Source organism: Tardiphaga sp. GW821-FHT12E02 (assembly GCF_058807155.1).
In genome coordinates, this window is the sequence record NZ_JBXAQK010000001.1 from 815,323 (window position 1) to 830,540 (window position 15,218).

General features: G+C 64.4%; 16 protein-coding genes. 7 read left to right on the forward strand and 9 right to left on the reverse strand.

The genetic code is table 11. From position 1 onward, the window contains the following. The first annotated feature begins 35 nt into the window (after positions 1–35). The 3 genes from mutM (at position 36) to AC1RQ5_RS03890 (ending at position 2,553) form a co-directional block, all read left to right on the forward strand. Positions 36–917: a bifunctional DNA-formamidopyrimidine glycosylase/DNA-(apurinic or apyrimidinic site) lyase gene (gene mutM / locus AC1RQ5_RS03880; protein WP_493203297.1), complete on the forward strand. Its 882-nt coding sequence runs from the start codon at positions 36–38 to the stop codon at positions 915–917. Between the two features lie 22 nt (positions 918–939). Further along, entirely contained in the window at positions 940–1,737 is a 798-nt protein-coding gene (locus AC1RQ5_RS03885) for a class I SAM-dependent methyltransferase (protein WP_493197146.1), read from the forward strand. A gap of 141 nt (positions 1,738–1,878) precedes the next feature. Next, on the forward strand, positions 1,879–2,553 hold the full coding sequence (locus AC1RQ5_RS03890; protein ID WP_493197147.1) for a PilZ domain-containing protein: 675 nt from the start codon (positions 1,879–1,881) through the stop codon (positions 2,551–2,553). An 11-nt stretch (positions 2,554–2,564) separates the two neighbouring features. On the opposite strand, the gene AC1RQ5_RS03895 is transcribed toward AC1RQ5_RS03890, so the two are convergent. Further along, positions 2,565–3,917 carry a serine protease gene (locus tag AC1RQ5_RS03895; protein WP_493197148.1) on the reverse strand — a complete coding sequence of 451 codons (1,353 nt, stop codon included), beginning with the start codon at positions 3,915–3,917 and terminating at the stop codon, positions 2,565–2,567. Between the two features lie 215 nt (positions 3,918–4,132). Between AC1RQ5_RS03895 and AC1RQ5_RS03900 the strand changes: the two genes are divergently transcribed. Next, positions 4,133–4,933, forward strand: coding sequence for a HesA/MoeB/ThiF family protein (locus AC1RQ5_RS03900; RefSeq protein ID WP_493197149.1), 801 nt, complete (start codon positions 4,133–4,135; stop codon positions 4,931–4,933). Between the two features lie 5 nt (positions 4,934–4,938). On the opposite strand, the gene AC1RQ5_RS03905 is transcribed toward AC1RQ5_RS03900, so the two are convergent. From AC1RQ5_RS03905 to AC1RQ5_RS03930, 6 genes are read right to left on the reverse strand one after another with little or no spacing between them, the layout of a single operon-like run. Next, complete coding sequence (locus AC1RQ5_RS03905) at positions 4,939–5,895, reverse strand: Bug family tripartite tricarboxylate transporter substrate binding protein (protein ID WP_493197150.1); 957 nt, start codon at positions 5,893–5,895, stop codon at positions 4,939–4,941. A 34-nt stretch (positions 5,896–5,929) separates the two neighbouring features. Continuing rightward, entirely contained in the window at positions 5,930–6,280 is a 351-nt protein-coding gene (locus tag AC1RQ5_RS03910) for a cupin domain-containing protein (protein ID WP_493197151.1), read from the reverse strand. 4 nt (positions 6,281–6,284) lie between these two features. Next, the gene (locus AC1RQ5_RS03915) at positions 6,285–7,277 is read right to left on the reverse strand and encodes a quinone oxidoreductase family protein (RefSeq protein ID WP_493197152.1); all 993 of its coding nucleotides are present in this window, start codon (positions 7,275–7,277) and stop codon (positions 6,285–6,287) included. Then, positions 7,274–8,161: a beta-keto acid cleavage family enzyme gene (locus AC1RQ5_RS03920; RefSeq protein WP_493203298.1), complete on the reverse strand. Its 888-nt coding sequence runs from the start codon at positions 8,159–8,161 to the stop codon at positions 7,274–7,276. Before AC1RQ5_RS03920 ends, AC1RQ5_RS03915 begins: the two co-directional genes overlap by 4 nt. Positions 8,162–8,180: 19 nt before the next feature. Beyond that, a complete protein-coding gene (locus tag AC1RQ5_RS03925) occupies positions 8,181–8,927 on the reverse strand; it encodes an SDR family NAD(P)-dependent oxidoreductase (protein WP_493197153.1) in 747 nt (248 codons plus the stop codon). A 7-nt stretch (positions 8,928–8,934) separates the two neighbouring features. Continuing rightward, positions 8,935–9,825 (reverse strand): dioxygenase family protein, encoded by an 891-nt coding sequence (locus tag AC1RQ5_RS03930; RefSeq protein ID WP_398478413.1) that lies wholly within the window; start codon positions 9,823–9,825, stop codon positions 8,935–8,937. 203 nt (positions 9,826–10,028) lie between these two features. On the opposite strand from AC1RQ5_RS03930, the gene AC1RQ5_RS03935 reads away from it, so the two are divergent. Beyond that, entirely contained in the window at positions 10,029–11,048 is a 1,020-nt protein-coding gene (locus AC1RQ5_RS03935; RefSeq protein ID WP_398478415.1) for a LacI family DNA-binding transcriptional regulator, read from the forward strand. 4 nt (positions 11,049–11,052) lie between these two features. On the opposite strand, the gene AC1RQ5_RS03940 is transcribed toward AC1RQ5_RS03935, so the two are convergent. After that, complete coding sequence (locus AC1RQ5_RS03940; RefSeq protein ID WP_493197154.1) at positions 11,053–12,048, reverse strand: aldo/keto reductase; 996 nt, start codon at positions 12,046–12,048, stop codon at positions 11,053–11,055. Positions 12,049–12,167: 119 nt separating this feature from the next. Between AC1RQ5_RS03940 and AC1RQ5_RS03945 the strand changes: the two genes are divergently transcribed. Continuing rightward, positions 12,168–13,067: a LysR family transcriptional regulator gene (locus AC1RQ5_RS03945; RefSeq protein WP_493197155.1), complete on the forward strand. Its 900-nt coding sequence runs from the start codon at positions 12,168–12,170 to the stop codon at positions 13,065–13,067. Here the strand turns inward: AC1RQ5_RS03945 and AC1RQ5_RS03950 are convergent. Then, the gene (locus AC1RQ5_RS03950) at positions 13,064–14,161 is read right to left on the reverse strand and encodes a DUF2336 domain-containing protein (RefSeq protein WP_398478421.1); all 1,098 of its coding nucleotides are present in this window, start codon (positions 14,159–14,161) and stop codon (positions 13,064–13,066) included. The genes AC1RQ5_RS03945 and AC1RQ5_RS03950 overlap by 4 nt on opposite strands. A 290-nt stretch (positions 14,162–14,451) precedes the next feature. Here AC1RQ5_RS03950 and rimP point away from each other — a divergent pair, with 290 nt between their 5' ends. Next, positions 14,452–15,216: a ribosome maturation factor RimP gene (gene rimP / locus AC1RQ5_RS03955; protein ID WP_493197156.1), complete on the forward strand. Its 765-nt coding sequence runs from the start codon at positions 14,452–14,454 to the stop codon at positions 15,214–15,216. Positions 15,217–15,218 lie beyond the last annotated feature (2 nt).

A 15,218-nucleotide genomic window follows, 5' to 3' on the forward strand; every position in this document is an offset into this window, starting at 1 on the left:
ATCACGTCAGCCTCGCAAGGTGAATGACGTATCTCATGCCCGAACTCCCCGAAGTCGAGACCGTCCGGCGCGGCCTGCAGCCCGCCATGGAAGGCGCCCGGATCGACCGCCTCGAGCTCCGCCGCGGCGACCTGCGGTTTCCGTTCCAGCCCGATTTTGCCGAGCGGTTGCAGGGGCGGATGGTCACCAGCCTTGGTCGCCGGGCCAAATATCTGCTCGCGGATCTGGATTCCGGTGACGTTCTTTTGATGCATCTCGGCATGTCCGGCTCGTTCCGCGTCGTCTCCGACGGGACGAATGAGATGCCCGGCGCGTTCCATCATCCACGCAGCGACGAGCGGGCGCATGATCATGTGGTCTTCCACATGTCGTCGGGCCCGTCGGTGATTTATAATGACCCCCGCCGCTTCGGTTTCATGAAGATCTTTGCCCGCAGCGAGGCGGAGCAGGAGCCCTTCATCAAGGATATCGGCCCGGAGCCGCTCGGCAACGAATTCGATGCGGCGATGCTGGCCGAAGCCTGCCGCAACAAGAAGACAAGCCTGAAGGCCGCGCTGCTCGATCAGACCGTGGTCGCTGGTCTCGGCAATATCTATGTCTGCGAGGCACTGTTTCGCTCGCATCTGTCACCGCGCCGCCTGGCTGCGACGCTTGCGACCAAGAAGGGCGAGCCGACCGAGCGCGCCACCTTGCTGGTGGATGCCATCCACGACGTGCTGAATCTCGCCATCAAGGCCGGCGGCTCATCGCTGCGCGATCATCGCCAGACCTCCGGCGAACTCGGTTATTTCCAGCATTCGTTCCAGGTCTATGACCGCGAGGGCGAGGCCTGCAAAACCGACGGCTGCTCGGGCATCGTCAAGCGCTTCGTACAGAAAGGGCGATCGACCTTCTGGTGCCCGAAGTGTCAGAAGTGACGGTGAGGAAGGAGTTTTTGTCATGACCGACACGTCCAATCCCTCCATCCGCTTCAACGACGGCGCTGCCTATGAGCGGATGATGGGTGTATGGAGCCGTCTTGCCGGCGAGACGTTTCTCGACTGGATTGCACCAAAGCAGGACCTCGCCTGGATCGATGTGGGTTGCGGCAACGGCGCGTTCACCGAGCTGATCGTGCAGCGCTGTGCGCCACGGGCGGTGAATGGTGTCGATCCGTCCGACGGCCAGCTCGATTATGCGCGCAAGCGGCCGGGCACGCAAATCGCGACCTATCATCAAGGTGACGCGATGGCGTTGCCGTTTGGCGATAAGGCCTTCGATGCGGCCGTGATGGCGCTCGTGATCTTCTTCGTGCCGGAGCCGCCGCGCGGCGTGGCGGAGATGGCGCGGGTGGTGAAGCCCGGCGGTCTCGTGTCTGCCTATGCCTGGGATATGGATGGTGGCGGCTTTCCGCTGCAGCCCGTGATGCGGGAGTTGCGCGCCATGGGCTTTGTGCCGCAGCCGCCGCCCCATCCGGATGCGTCCCGGACCGAAAACCTGATCGCGCTGTGGCAGGGCGCCGGGCTCTCCGATATCGCAACGCGCCGGATCGACGTGACCCGACGCTTCGAGAGTTTCGAAGATTTCTGGGCAGCCTCGACCTCCGGCTCGACAGTGAAGCCGGCGGTGGCCGCAATGGCACCTGACATATTGGCCGAGTTGCAGCACCGCGTGCGGGCGCATCTCACAGAGCAGTCTGGCGGGGCGGTCAGCTATGACGCCTTCGCCAATGCCATCCAGGGACGGGTGCCCGGCTGATATTTATCAAGCCGGCAAATCCCCGGTAATATTGTCTCAACTTGAACGGGTGTATAAATACCCCTGATAACCACGGCGCGCGCGAATGCTCGCCTGGCAGCCGTTTTTATGATGGTTGCGAGGTACCGCAGGAGGCCACACGTGTCCGTCGAAAAATTCCTCAGGCAGCGCGCCGTCAATGTGGTCGTGGGTGGCCAGTATACGCTGTCGAACTGGCTCGATCCCGAGGGCAAGCCGCGCAGCTTTGCCTGCCGCACCAGCCGCGTGTCGCCGTTCCGGATGATCGTCGATGCGCCGGTTGTCGGGCGGCTCGGCGACCGGATCGACACCTATTTCGGGGACTTCGGAAAGCTGGAGGGTGAGATCAGCGACACGGTGTCGGGCAGCTTCCTGCTCGAACTGATGCTGACGAGGCCGATGCGGCAGAAGATGTCGGATCAGCTCACCTGGCTGGAGAAAAGGCAGAAGGATCCGACCATCCGGGATGGCCGCAAGCAAGCGCGTATCGTGCCGGCGAGCCCGCATTCGATGCTGACCTTTGCCGATGGATCGATGAAAAGCTGCTTCGTGATCGACATGTCATCGTCCGGCGCGGCAGTGTCCGCGGATGTGCAGCCGGAGATCGGGACGCCGCTTGCCGTCGGGGCGTGCGTCGGCCGCGTGGTGCGTCATCTCGCCGGTGGTTTCGCGGTGAAATTCGTCGAGGAGCAGGGCCGCGACGTGCTGGAGCGCCGCGTCATCCGCCCGATGCAGGCCCCGCGTGCGTTGAGAGCGACAACGCTGGAACAGCGCATGGATCGCATGGAAGAAGCGTAGCGAGCGCAGGACTATTTGCGCACACAGATCAGGCGCACCATCGATGCCTTCGCATCGCTGGCCTTTCCGGTTTCTGCCGCCACGCCATTCGCCTTGACGAAATTGCGCACAATCTCCGTGGGCGCCAGCACGGCCTGAGTTGCTGCAGGTGCCGGGCCTGCGACAATGGTGGGTTTCAACTGCGTGAGTCCGGCGAACGCGCCGTCGTTATCGATGGCCGCAGCGCCAGCGAAGCCGATGCCTGGTGCGGGCGACAACGTCGTCTCCCCATTCGCTCCCTGCGCCGCCGAAGCTTTGATGCTGCTGACGGTTGCGCCGCCGCCCTGGTTTTGCGGATCGGCGATGCCGACGAGAGTGAGATCGGGCTTGGCGGCGCCCGTGCCGAGCGGCAGCGGCTTGAGATCGCGGGCGCCATAGATGCGCAGCAGAGCGAGGTCGCGCGTCTTGTCTTCCGCTAGTTTGTCAGCGTTGCCATGGCCGGCCACAGTGATCGACAGGCAGCCATCCACGGCCTGCCGATCCGTGATGATGGCGCCATCGGCGGTCACCACGATGCCCGACGCATATTCGACCTTTTTGCGCGGTGGCGGCGCTGCGGCCTGGGCGCTGGCGGGGAAGGCGTCGAAGGCCGAGGACATGGCGATCACCACAGGCTCCATGGTGCCTTCGGTGGCCTGGTCATAGAGGATGGTGATCATGCGGACTTCGTCGCCCTTGATCTGGCCGCGGACGTAGAATTTTTTCTGGTTCTGCAGGCCGGACAGCACGAAGAAATCCGGCTTCACCGCGCTGTAATCGAGCTTGCGGCCGGGCAGCTTGCGTTCGGCCTCCGCCAGCTTGGCGCTTGCAAGACCCTCTTCCTTGCGGCGTGTCAGCAGGACCTGGATCGTGCCGGAAGCGGATTGCCATTTGCTGCCGCCGGCATCGGAGATCTGCTGCGGCACCAGTTTGCCGGGGATGCCGAGCTTGGCGCCGGTCACCATATCGGTGACGATCTTCCAGCCCACATTGTCCCGCGGCTTCTTCGCAGCGGCGGCGAGCAGGCCGCGCTCCTGCGGGTTCAGGACGCCGGTTTCCTTGCCGCCATTGTTCTTCTGGAACGCCTTGATGCTGTTGACCATGCGATCGGAGACTTCGCCATTGATGGCGCCGTTGTAGTTCCCGGTCCAGGCGAGATCGGACTGGATCGACAGGCGCTCGGCCTGGGTCATGCTCTTGGCGGTGTCGGCAGGGGTCTGCAAAGCCGGCCGCACCGGCACGGTGGTCACGGGTCTGGGCTTTGCGGGTGCGCTCGGGGCGGGGGACTGTGCATGCGCCGCAGAGGCAAGAAGAATCATCGCGGTTGCCGACAGTATCGATCTCATGACATGTCCCGTATGAAGCCTGCGATTGATTTTACGGCAATTAAGCACATCTGCTGGGTCGGTGACAGCGATCTGCGGGTTCAACACCGGCCTCATGGTGAGGAGCACGCCAAGGGCGGGCGTCTCGAACCATGAGTGTGTTGTGCTCATGGTTCGAGACGCGCGCGATGCGCGCTCCTCACCATGAGGGGGGAGAGTTTGGAGCGAATAACATCATGCTGAGTGGCGATGAACTCGAGCGCTATGCGCGCCACATCGTGTTGCGCGAGGTCGGTGGCCCCGGCCAGGCGAAGCTGCGCGCGGCGAAAGTGCTGGTGATTGGCGCCGGCGGGCTCGGTGCGCCCGCGCTGATGTATCTCGCGGCGGCGGGCATCGGCACGCTGGGCGTGGTGGATGATGACGAGGTGTCGCTGTCCAACCTGCAGCGCCAGATCATCCATGCGACGCCCGATATCGGCGCGCTGAAAGTGAATAGTGCTGCGGCGAAAATCCACGCGCTCAATCCGCATGTGAATTTCGTCGGCCATGGCGAGCGGCTGAATGCTGACAATGCGATGGCACTGATCCCGGCCTATGATCTCGTGCTCGATGGCTCCGACAATTTTTCGACGCGCTATCTGGTGTCGGATGCCTGCTATCTCGCCGGCAAGCCGCTGATCTCGGCCGCGCTCGGTACGTTCGATGCGTCGCTCACAACGCTGCGGCCGCATGAGCGCAACGACAAGGGCGCACTCAACCCGACCTATCGCTGCCTGTTTCCCGAAGCGCCACCGCCCGGCACCGTGCCGAGCTGCCAGGAAGCCGGCGTAATGGGCGCGCTGGCCGGCATGATCGGCTCGATGATGGCGCTGGAAGCGATCCGCGAGATCGTCGGTTTTGGCGAAGGCCTGGTCGGACGTCTGTTGATGATCGACGCCCGTTCGATGCGCTTCGAGACCCTGCGCTATGCGCGCGATCCCGCCAATCCGCTGAACGGCGATACGCCGTCCATCACGGATTTGAGCAGCTATCGTTGAAGCGCTCAGCCGCTCGCGGCAGCCACGAGCTTGCCATAACGTTCGCCATCGCTGCGCAACTCGGCCTCGAAGGTATCGGGCGTCGAACTGGTGATGGTGACGCCCTGGGCCGCATATTGCTGGACGAGAGCGGGGTCGGTGAGCGCCTCGGCGAGATCGCGCGCGATCTGGCTCACGATCGGCTTCGGCGTGGCACCGGCGGCGAGCATGCCGAACCAGCTATCATAAGCGAAGTCCGGCAGTCCGGCCTCGGCAAAGGTTGGCACATCAGGCAACTGCGGCAGACGCGCTTTGCCGGTGACGGCGAGGGCGCGCAGCTTGCCGGATTGAATGAGGTCGCCGCCCACATTGAAGAAGGTGAAGGCCATGTTGGTGTCGCCACGCATGACGCTGATCTGTGATTCCGGCTGTCCGCGATGCGGGATCAGAACCATCTTCGCGCCGGTAAGGCTCTTGAACAGTTCGGCGGCGATGCCGGTCGAGCTGCCGACGCCGGCGGAACTGTAGCTGAGGCCATCGGGCTTGGCCTTTGCGGCGGCAATGAATTCGGCGAGCGTCTTATACGGCGCATCGGGCGGCACGATCAGGATCACCGCGGTGGTGGCGACGCGGCTGATGGGGGCAAAATCCTTGATCGGATCGAAGCCGAGATTCTTGTTCACCACGCCGACCACGCTGTGGCCATTGGAGGTCAGCATGATCTGCGATCCGTCGGTGGGGCCCTTGGCGATGCTGCTGACGCCGGCGATGCCCGGCCGGTTCTCGACGATGACCTGCTGCTTCCATTTGGTGGCGAGCTTGTCCGCCACGGTGCGCGCGAGAATATCGGTCATGCTGCCGCCGGAGAATGGCACCACGATGCGGACGAGTTGGCTGGGATAGGTCTGTGCTGACGCGCTGCTGCCGATCAACGCCGCGGACGCGGCGAGGCCGGAGCCGATCATGAACTGTCGGCGATCCATTGGTGTCCTCCGTGTGAATTCAAATGCCGGGCTTTCAGCCTCTGGCGGTGTTGGGCAGTGGCATTGCGAGCAACACCACGGCCGGTCTCTTCGTCGCGTTGCGCAGCGCGCGGATCTCGTTGGGCGCGATGCGGCAGGAATCCCAGGTGGTCAGCGTGGCGGTGCAGTCCGGCGTCTCGAAGGTCACCTCGCCTTCGAGCACCACGTAGAACTTCTCTTCGGGCGAGGCTGATGGCGTGATGCCGCCGCCGGGCAGGATCTGGCTCATGCCGAGCCACATCACATCGCTCGGCCCCGCATCGCGTCCCTGCAGGCGGAACATCCGCATGTCACTGTGGCCGGGGGCCTCGTAGCGCGGCGCGTCATTCAGGCGGACGACATGCATGGCTTCACCCGTTGGGCTGGAAGACGACGCGATCGCGCGACGAGCCGAGCACGGCGGCATAGGCCTCGGCGGCGCGAGCGAGCGGATAGATCGCGTTCGGTTCGATCGGGAATGGCTTGAGTGCACCGGTGGCAAAGCCTGGCACGAGGTCGCGCAGCACCTCGGCGCTGGCGACGGATGAGAGTGCCAGCGTATCGATGCCGACATAAGTGTGCCGGCCGCGATAGAAGGCGAAGATGTCGAAGGACACCGGCTGTTTGACCGATGCGATGAAAATCTGGCGGCCGAGCAGCGCCAGCGATTTGGTGCCGGCGTCGTAATAGGGCTCGCCCACGGTGTTGTAGACGATATCGGCGCCCTTGCCGCCTGTGAGTTCGCGCACGGTGGCGGCGACATCGCTGCGGCTGGAATCGATCACGGTCACTTCGCCATGGGCATGGCCGACATAGGGCTCATCCTTGCGTACGACGCCGATCACGCGCGCACCTTGCCAGGAGGCGATCTGCGCCGCGGCCTGGCCGACCTTGCCATTGAGGCCGAGGATCAAAACGGTTTCACCGGCTTTCGGCATGCCGGCGCGGCGAAAGCCTTCCTGTGCGGTGACGAAGGGCACGCCGATGCCTGCGGCTTCGGCGAGGCTGATACTCGCGGGCTTCTCGACTACCGCGTCCGCTTCCACGACCAGATGCGTCGCATGCGTGCCGTCGCGGCGGATGCCGAGATCGCCGGAGGAGCCGAAGACGTCCTTGCCGATCAGCACATCCGGGCCTTCCAGGACGACACCAGCGAAATCGCGGCCGGGTGTGCGTGGGAAGATCGCGTATGGCATCATGCCGATTGCCGCTTTCGCATCCGATGGATTGACGGCGGCAGCCTTGATCTCGACAAGAACGTCGGTTGCGTTGGTACGCGCAAGCGAATGCCGCTCGATGGCGGGCGCGACGCTTTCGATCTGCTCGACTTTCGCGTTGAGCCGCAGGCAGGTGGCGGTCGTCATGCTGAAGCCTCCGGCAGATCGAACAGAGCGCGTGCTTCAGCGGGGGTGGCGATCTGCGCGCCGATCTCCTCGATAATGCGCCGTGCTTTCTCGACCATCGCTGCATTGGAAGGTGCCAGCACGCCACGTTCGAGATAGACGCCGTCCTCGATCCCGGTGCGGGCATGGCCGCCGGCGAGCACGGATTGCGCCACCATGGGGAATGTGGAGCGACCGATGCCGATGGCGGTGAAGTGCGCATTCGCCGGCAGCAGACCGCGTGCATAGAGCACCGTCTCCGGCGAGGGCTGGAAGCCGTATTTCACGCCCATCACGAAGGAGGTCAGCGCCGGGCCGCTCAGCGTGCCGTCGGCGAGGAGATCATGGAGCAGCGCGATGTCGCCGGAATCGAACAATTCGATCTCGGGCTTCACGCCGGCGGCGCGGATCACCCTGGCCATGCGGCGGACATTGCCGGGCGTATTGATCACCACCTGCGCGCCGGAATTCATGGTGTTGAGGTCGAGCGTGCAGATATCGGGCTTCAGCGCGGTGATGTGCGCGACACGCTCCTCCGGATTCATCAACGTGGTGCCGGCATCGGCGATCTTGGGATCGTCCTTCGATGGCACGAAACGTCCGCCGGGGCCGGTGGTGATGTTCAGGATCAGATGACGGTTGCGGGCGCGGATGCGCGCGACGACGTCCTGATAATAGTCAAGCTTCATCGATGGCGCGCCCGAGCCGGGCTCGCGCACATGAATATGGGCGACCGCCGCGCCGGCTTCTGCCGCGCCGAGGCAGGCATCCGCGATCTCTTCCGGCGTGATCGGCAGATGCGGTGTCTGATCCGGACGGGTCAGATTGCCGGTGACGGCGCAGGTAATGACGACCTTGTCGAGCATCGGGCGCATCATCGTCTCCTTACAGTGCCCGGCCGCCGTCGACGACGATGAGCGAGCCGGTGGAATAGGTCAGATGCGTTGCGCAGGCGGCGATGGCGCGGCCGACATCATCGGCGGTGGCGACGCGCTTGAGCGGGATGGTCGGTGCGACCTTCTCCAGTGCTGCGGCATCGCGGCCGGGCACGAAATCGGTGGCGACCACGCCGGGCGAGACCGACATCACGCGCACATCAGGCGCCAGCGCGCGGGCGAGTGACTTTGTCATGGTGTCGATGCCGGCCTTGATGGCGGCATAAGCGAGATTTGAGCCGACGCCGCTGAGGCCGGCGATGGAGGAGACGCTGACGATCAATCCGTCGCCGGAGGCCTTGAGCATTGGCGTGAAGGCGCGGATCGCGGCGAATTGCCCGCGCCAGTTCACCTTGAACATGTCGTCGATGAAATCGTCGGTGAGCGCGTCGAGATCGCCGATGGGGATCGGCTTGGTGTAGCCCGCGGTGTTGACGAGGATGTCGCAGCGACCGAAGGCCTTCTCAACATCGCCGGCAAGTGCGGTGAGTGTCGCGGTGTCCTCGACCACGGCGCGGCGGGCGAGATGGCCTTTGCCCGGCAGCTGTGCGAGCAGCGCATTCGCCGCCGCTTCACCGGAGCGCCAAGTCACCACGATGGTGGCGCCTTCGGCGGCAAGCATCTGTGCCGCCGCGGCGCCGATGCCGCCGGAGCCGCCGATCACGACCGCAATCTTGCCTGTGAGGGGTTGTGTCATCGGTCGCTCACTTGATGGGAGGATGCGGCAGCACGGCTTCGCCGGGCTCCATCACGAAAGTGTAGTTGAGGCTGAACCACTCGCCGCTGACGTCCGGCGCCGGCGGCGTTCCTTCGCCCTTTCGGAAGTCGCCGATCAAAGCGCGAGTCACGCCGAACACCACATCGCTTTCCAGATGCTCGTCGTCATCGACGAACACCTGGGTGATCAGCGTCTTGAAGCCGGGCTTGTAGGCGAGGACATGCAGATGCGCGGGCCGGTAGGGATGGCGGCGCTGGGCGGCCAGCATCTCGCCGGTCGGGCCATGGGTCGGAACCGGATAGCCGGCCGGCTTGACGGAGCGGAAGCCGAAGCGGCCATCCGCATCGGTCGTGAACACGCCGCGCAGGTTCATGTCGGCCTGCCCGGCGTCCTGGTTTTCATACATGCCCGATGGCGACGCCTGCCAGACATCGACGCGGGCACCGTCAATCGGCGCGCCCTGGGCGTCACGGATATTGCAGCTCACGAACAATGGCGGGCCGGGCGTCGGCGAGCGGACGATGGAGGCGCCGTTCTCCATTTGCGGGGCATTGGCGCGCCAGAATGGGCCGAGCAAGGCTGCCGCGGTCTCGCTGGCGCCGTCCTGCCCGTTGTTCAACAGGCAGACCAGGGTGGAGAGGCCGACGGCATCGCTGAACAGCACGGCCTCGTTATGGGCGTCGTTGCTGGACTGGCCGATCCGGTTGAGGAAATCGATGGCGAATTCGAACTCGGCTTCGGTGAGCCGGACGTCGCGGGCGAAAGCGTGGAGGTGGCGGACGAAGGACGCCATGACCGTGCGCAGCCGGTAGTCCGGCGCGGGGCTCATGGCGTCGAGAACGACGTCGGTCACGTCCTGCTGACGTGTGATGATCATTGGGTCCTCCCGGTCGATTGGCTGTCGCGTCCATGTTGCGAGCGGCGCTTTATGCGCAATCGATTGCATAAACGCTAATGCAATCGTTTGCGCAGGTCAAGCGAATTGACTAAGCTCAGCTATCGCTTTGACCGATCGCAGCTTTCCCTGCTGGAACGGGATACTTTCGTGCGAATGGATGGGCTGCAGTCGAGCAAGGTGCCATGGCAACGGTGACGATCAAGGACGTAGCGCGGGAAGTTGGCGTTCACCCGTCCACGGTGTCGCGCGCGCTCGATCCCGCGCGGCGGGACAGGCTCGGAGAGCCGGTCGTCCTCCGGGTGCTGGAAGCGGCTGAGCGGCTCGGTTACCGGCCGGATGTGGCCGCCGCCAGCCTGCGCAGCGGGCGCTCCAAGCTCATCGGGATCGTGGTGCCGGACATCGCCAATCCCGTCTTCTCACCAATCATCAGCGGACTCGAACGCGCGCTGTCGGCGCGGGGCTATGCCCTGATCGTCGCCGATCAGCGGCCGGATCGCACGGGTGGCCATGATCTCGTGCAGACCTTGATTGCACGCAGGGTCGACGGGCTCGTGCTCGCCAGCGCGGCCCTGAAGGACAATGCCGTGGAGCGCTGTCTGCAGGCGCAGATTCCGGTCGTGCTGGTCAACCGGTCTGAAGGTCAGGCGCGGGTGCCGTCGGTGGTGTCCGACGACATGGCGGGGATCACGCTGGCGGTGGATCACCTGATCGCGTCCGGGCATCGACGCATCGTGCACATCGCCGGGCCGCAGTCGCTCTCGACGGGCTTGCTCCGTCGTCGTGGCTTTGTGGCAGCGATGCGGGCGGCTGGTCTCGATCCCGACGAGGATGACATCGAGGAAGCCTCCGCCTTCACCCGCGAAGCGGGACTGCCGGCGGCCCGCAGCCTGCTGGCGCGTCGGCCGGATGCGACGGCGGTGGTCGCGGCCAACGACCTGCTCGCGCTCGGCGTCTATGAGGCCCTGCGCGAACAGGGGCGGCGGTGCCCGGAGGATGTCTCTGTCATCGGCCATAACGACATGCCGCTGGTCGATCTCGTCAATCCGCCGCTGTCCACGGTCCGCATCAGCCATCACGAGATGGGCGAGCGGACCGGGGAGCTTTTGCTCGATCTGATCACCGGCACCCATCAGGGCGCGTTGCAGATCGTGACATCGCCTGTGCTGGTCGCGCGCGCATCGACGCGGCCTGTGGAGAGCTGAGCGCTTACGCCTTTTCGCTATCCATATGCGCGAGCTGGCTGTCGGGATAGCGACCGCCAGCAGCGGCATCGGCTGGAATGGCTTGCTCCAGAGCTGCGAGATGCGCCGGCGTCAGTTTCACATTCAGCGCACCCAGCGCTTCGGTGAGCCGATCACGGCGGCGGGCGCCGACCAATGGGACGATGTCGTTGCCTTGTGCCGCGACCCAGGCGATCGCCACCTGTGCGACCGAAGCACCGATCTCGTTGGCGATGGCGCGCAATTTCTCCACCAGCGCCAGATTGTGATCGATATTCGCAGCCGAGAAGCGCGGGCTGATGGCACGGAAATCCTGCGTGCCCTGCTGCTTGCTCCAATGGCCGGAAATCAAGCCGCGCGACAACACGCCATAGGCGGTGATGCCGATGCCGAGTTCGCGGCAGGTCGGCAGGATGTCGCGTTCGATGCCGCGCGAGATCAGCGAATATTCGATCTGCAGATCGGCGATCGGATGCACCTTGGCGGCGCGGCGGATGGTCTCGGTGCCGACTTCGGACAGGCCGATATGTCTGACGTAGCCGGCCTTGATGAGGTCGGCGATGGCGCCGATCGTATCCTCGATGGGCACGTTCGGATCCAGCCGCGCCGGGCGATAGATGTCGATGGCCTCGACATTCAGCCGCTTCAGCGAATAGGCGACGAAATTTTTCACCGCGACCGGGCGGGAGTCATAGCCGTTCCAGGCCATGTCCGGGCCGCGGAGGGCGCCGAATTTCACCGAGATCTGGGCGTTGGCGCGCTTGGGATGGCCGCGCAGGGCTTCGGCGATCAGCATCTCATTGTGGCCCATGCCATAGAAATCGCCGGTGTCGAGCAGCGTGATGCCGGCTTCGAGGGCGGCATGGATCGTGGTGAGGCTCTCGTCGCGGTCGGCGGGGCCGTAGAAATCCGACATGCCCATGCAGCCGAGGCCGAGTGCCGAGGTCTGCGGGCCGGTCTTTCCGAGGGTACGGGTGTCCATTGGAATGCTCCGTGGCTGTGAAGGGCGGTCTCTGTGCCGCCGATGCCGACCGATATGCGCCGAACGTCGCCCTTCGATAAGCTGGACAATCCTGAAAGGCTTGTTCAATCCTGCGGACAATGGATCACTTGAATCTTCGCGATCTCTCCGCCTTCCTCGCCGTCGCCCGAACGCGAAACTTTCGCCGGGCGGCTGTGGAGTTGCAGGTGTCTGTCTCAGGTCTCAGCCAGCGGCTCCGCGACCTGGAAGCGCGTCTTGGTGTGCGATTGCTGCATCGCACAACACGCAGTGTCTCGCTGACGGAAGCCGGCGAAATGCTGCGCACAAAAGTCTCTCCCGCGATGGGAGATGTTCATGCTGCATTGCAACAAGTTCGAGGCTTCAGCGCTGTGCCCTCTGGCCGGCTGCGGATCAATGCCCCGGCGCCCGCGGTGGACCTCGTCCTGGCGCCGATGGTGACACCGTTCTTGCAGCGCTATCCCGACATTCAGCTTGAAATCATTGCGGAAACGTCGCTGGTCGACATCGTTGCCGAAGGTTTCGACGCCGGCATTCGTTACGGCGAACACCTCGCCCAGGACATGATTGCGATCTCGCTGGGGCCGCCGGAGCGCTATGTGGTGGTGGCTTCACCGCAATATGTTGCGCAGCATGGACACCCTGTTGTGCCGCAGGATTTGCTGCAGCATTGCTGCATCAGAACCCGCTTCGCGTCCGGCGCGCTGCTGGATTGGGAGTTCGAAAAGGACGGTCGGGAGGTCCGGGTGGCGCCGGAGCCGGCGCTGATCGCCAGCTATTCGCGGCTCGGGATCGAGGCCGCTTTGGGCGGGCTCGGCTTCTTCATGACATTCGAGGGCTATGTGCGGGAGGCGGTGGCGTCCGGGAAACTGGTCAGTGTGCTGGAAGACTGGCTGCCGCCATTTCCGGGGCCGTTTCTGTATTATCCGAGCCGCAGGCAGCCGCCGCCGGCCCTGGCGACGTTCGTCGGTTTTGTCGGGGAATGGAGGCGTAGGCGCTAGTTCGGGATTTCCGCGGTGGGCTCGCGGGTCTGCCAGAAGGTCAGCACGCGCTTGGCGGTGGCGGGAACCAGCCGTTCGAAATTCTGCCGGGCTTCCTCTACATCGGGCGCTGCCGGCGACCGGCCGGGACCGACGCGAAGCGCAATCAAGGCGCGCACGGTGGCCCAGGAAATACCGATCGACTTGCCAAGGATCAGCATCGGATCGTCGCGGTCGCCCTTCAACAGCTGATCGATGGTGGCGATGCGGACGCCGGACATGGCGGCCAATGCGGCAGCTGTTTCCTCATATTGATGGGCGCGGGCGAAGCGCAGCAGCGCGCCTTCGTTCAGCTCGGCGCTGGTTTGCAGCTTCCGCACGGTACGCTCGGCGCTGGCAAAATCGCGTGTCAGAGCAAGGTGTTGCTGCGCACCAGAGATGTCCTGCATGGCGCGGTTGATGGCTGCGCGCAATTCGGGGGCGGCGGCATCGAACAGCCGGCGGCGCACCACCTCGACCGATTGCGCCAGCAGATATTTGAGCTGTTCGGTGGACAGGTCGTCGCGCTGGCCGACGGTGATGGCGAGCACGCCGTCATCGCCGGCGCGGCGGATCAGGCCGTGATAGCCAAGCTGCGAGAATACCGCACCGGCATTGCCGGCGACGCGGCGGATGACCTCACGGTCGCCGCGGCGGATGATGATGTCAGTCAGTCGCGGGCCGAGGGTCGGCCGATCGGAGATTGCCAGCAGATGCGGCTGGCCTTTAACCTTGGCGATATCGAGCAAAGTCGGCTCGTCGATCTGCGGCGAGCGGCGCAGCAACGGCCCGGCGATCACGATTTCATCGTCGCGCACCAGCATGGAGATCAGCTGCGGCGGGGCATTGACCAGTTCCGCCAGCCGCTCGGCCAGCATGCGCCGCGCCTCGACCTCGGTCTGCGGGACCAGGCTGGTCAGGATACTGTCAAACAGGTCCACATGGGACGGTTGGAACCGGGATGCGCCCTGCAAAAACAGGTCGGCAATCTTCCGGACGGCCTCACCACGGCGCGCGGGATCGCCGTTGCGGACGATCTCCTCGAGCCCCGGAATGAGGGATTTGGCCTCTGCCATCAAGAATACTCAACTACGCCAATCACAAAGGCCTGCGTAGACTAAAGGGGCTTTGTGAAGGAAGGGTTAGTCTGCGGAAGCATAGATGCGAGAGTTTACAGTGACTTAACATAGAGTGGGTTCGAGCACGAGCTTCCCGTGGTCGAATCTCGCCCTTGCCGTCCCGCCCGAAAAGGTCTATATCGGCCGCAACTTACAGTTCTCATACAGACCGTTTGAGAGTGGGGCCCCCGGGGACCCGCTCTTTTTTATTACCTGAATCGACCCAAAACCTGGACCGCTGCTGCCCGATGACTGACCCGATCGAACCCACCCAGAATGATGCCGAGCTGCTCGCCGAGCCGCGTCTGGTCGTCGAGCCTGGTGCTGGCGCGCGCGTGGCGGCCATTGCGACCCCCGTGCTCGAAGGCATGGGCTATCGGCTGGTGCGTATCAAGATTTCGGGCGAGGCCGGTTGCACCGTGCAGATCATGGCGGAGCGGCCTGATGGCTCGATGCTGGTCGAGGATTGCGAAGCGATTTCCAATGCGCTGTCGCCGGTGCTCGATATCGAGGATCCGATCCAGCGCGCCTATCGGCTCGAGATTTCCTCGCCGGGCATCGATCGCCCGCTGGTGCGTCGTTCGGATTTCGAGCGCTATATCAGCCATCTCGTGAAGGTCGATATGGCGGTTGCCGTCGGCGGCCGTAAGCGTTTTCGCGGCTTTATCAGCGCTGTCGAAGGCGGCGAGGTTCTCATCGACCGTGAAGGCGCGCGCGACGGCGAGGACCCGATCACCCGTCTGCCGATGGAAGATATCGGAAGCGCCAATCTCGTGCTGACCGACGAACTGGTCGCCGAGTCCATGCGCCGCGGCAAGCACGCCGAGGAAGATCTCAAGCGCGAGCTTGGTCTCGCGCCGCCGCCGGCGCCGCATGCCAAGCGCAGCGATCCGAAGAAGAGTTTTGCACCGAAGGCCAAGGTCGCGAAGGCTGCGAAGAAGCCGCTGCCGAAGAACACCAAGGCCCACCGCCTCGCTGCGCGCGGCGATTTCGATTCCACCGAAGGAGACTGAGC

What these genes read in the sequence shown, in the direction of transcription:
- AC1RQ5_RS03940 (WP_493197154.1), bottom strand. Translation starts at nt 12,048, where the DNA reads ATGGACACCCGTACCCTCGGAAAGACCGGCCCGCAGACCTCGGCACTC.
- AC1RQ5_RS03905 (WP_493197150.1), bottom strand. Translation starts at nt 5,895, where the DNA reads ATGGATCGCCGACAGTTCATGATCGGCTCCGGCCTCGCCGCGTCCGCG.
- AC1RQ5_RS03935 (WP_398478415.1), top strand. Translation starts at nt 10,029, where the DNA reads ATGGCAACGGTGACGATCAAGGACGTAGCGCGGGAAGTTGGCGTTCAC.
- mutM (WP_493203297.1), top strand. Translation starts at nt 36, where the DNA reads ATGCCCGAACTCCCCGAAGTCGAGACCGTCCGGCGCGGCCTGCAGCCC.
- AC1RQ5_RS03930 (WP_398478413.1), bottom strand. Translation starts at nt 9,825, where the DNA reads ATGATCATCACACGTCAGCAGGACGTGACCGACGTCGTTCTCGACGCC.
- AC1RQ5_RS03950 (WP_398478421.1), bottom strand. Translation starts at nt 14,161, where the DNA reads ATGGCAGAGGCCAAATCCCTCATTCCGGGGCTCGAGGAGATCGTCCGC.
- AC1RQ5_RS03895 (WP_493197148.1), bottom strand. Translation starts at nt 3,917, where the DNA reads ATGAGATCGATACTGTCGGCAACCGCGATGATTCTTCTTGCCTCTGCG.
- AC1RQ5_RS03945 (WP_493197155.1), top strand. Translation starts at nt 12,168, where the DNA reads ATGGATCACTTGAATCTTCGCGATCTCTCCGCCTTCCTCGCCGTCGCC.
- AC1RQ5_RS03925 (WP_493197153.1), bottom strand. Translation starts at nt 8,927, where the DNA reads ATGACACAACCCCTCACAGGCAAGATTGCGGTCGTGATCGGCGGCTCC.
- AC1RQ5_RS03920 (WP_493203298.1), bottom strand. Translation starts at nt 8,161, where the DNA reads ATGCTCGACAAGGTCGTCATTACCTGCGCCGTCACCGGCAATCTGACC.
- AC1RQ5_RS03885 (WP_493197146.1), top strand. Translation starts at nt 940, where the DNA reads ATGACCGACACGTCCAATCCCTCCATCCGCTTCAACGACGGCGCTGCC.
- AC1RQ5_RS03915 (WP_493197152.1), bottom strand. Translation starts at nt 7,277, where the DNA reads ATGACGACCGCCACCTGCCTGCGGCTCAACGCGAAAGTCGAGCAGATC.
- rimP (WP_493197156.1), top strand. Translation starts at nt 14,452, where the DNA reads ATGACTGACCCGATCGAACCCACCCAGAATGATGCCGAGCTGCTCGCC.
- AC1RQ5_RS03900 (WP_493197149.1), top strand. Translation starts at nt 4,133, where the DNA reads ATGCTGAGTGGCGATGAACTCGAGCGCTATGCGCGCCACATCGTGTTG.
- AC1RQ5_RS03910 (WP_493197151.1), bottom strand. Translation starts at nt 6,280, where the DNA reads ATGCATGTCGTCCGCCTGAATGACGCGCCGCGCTACGAGGCCCCCGGC.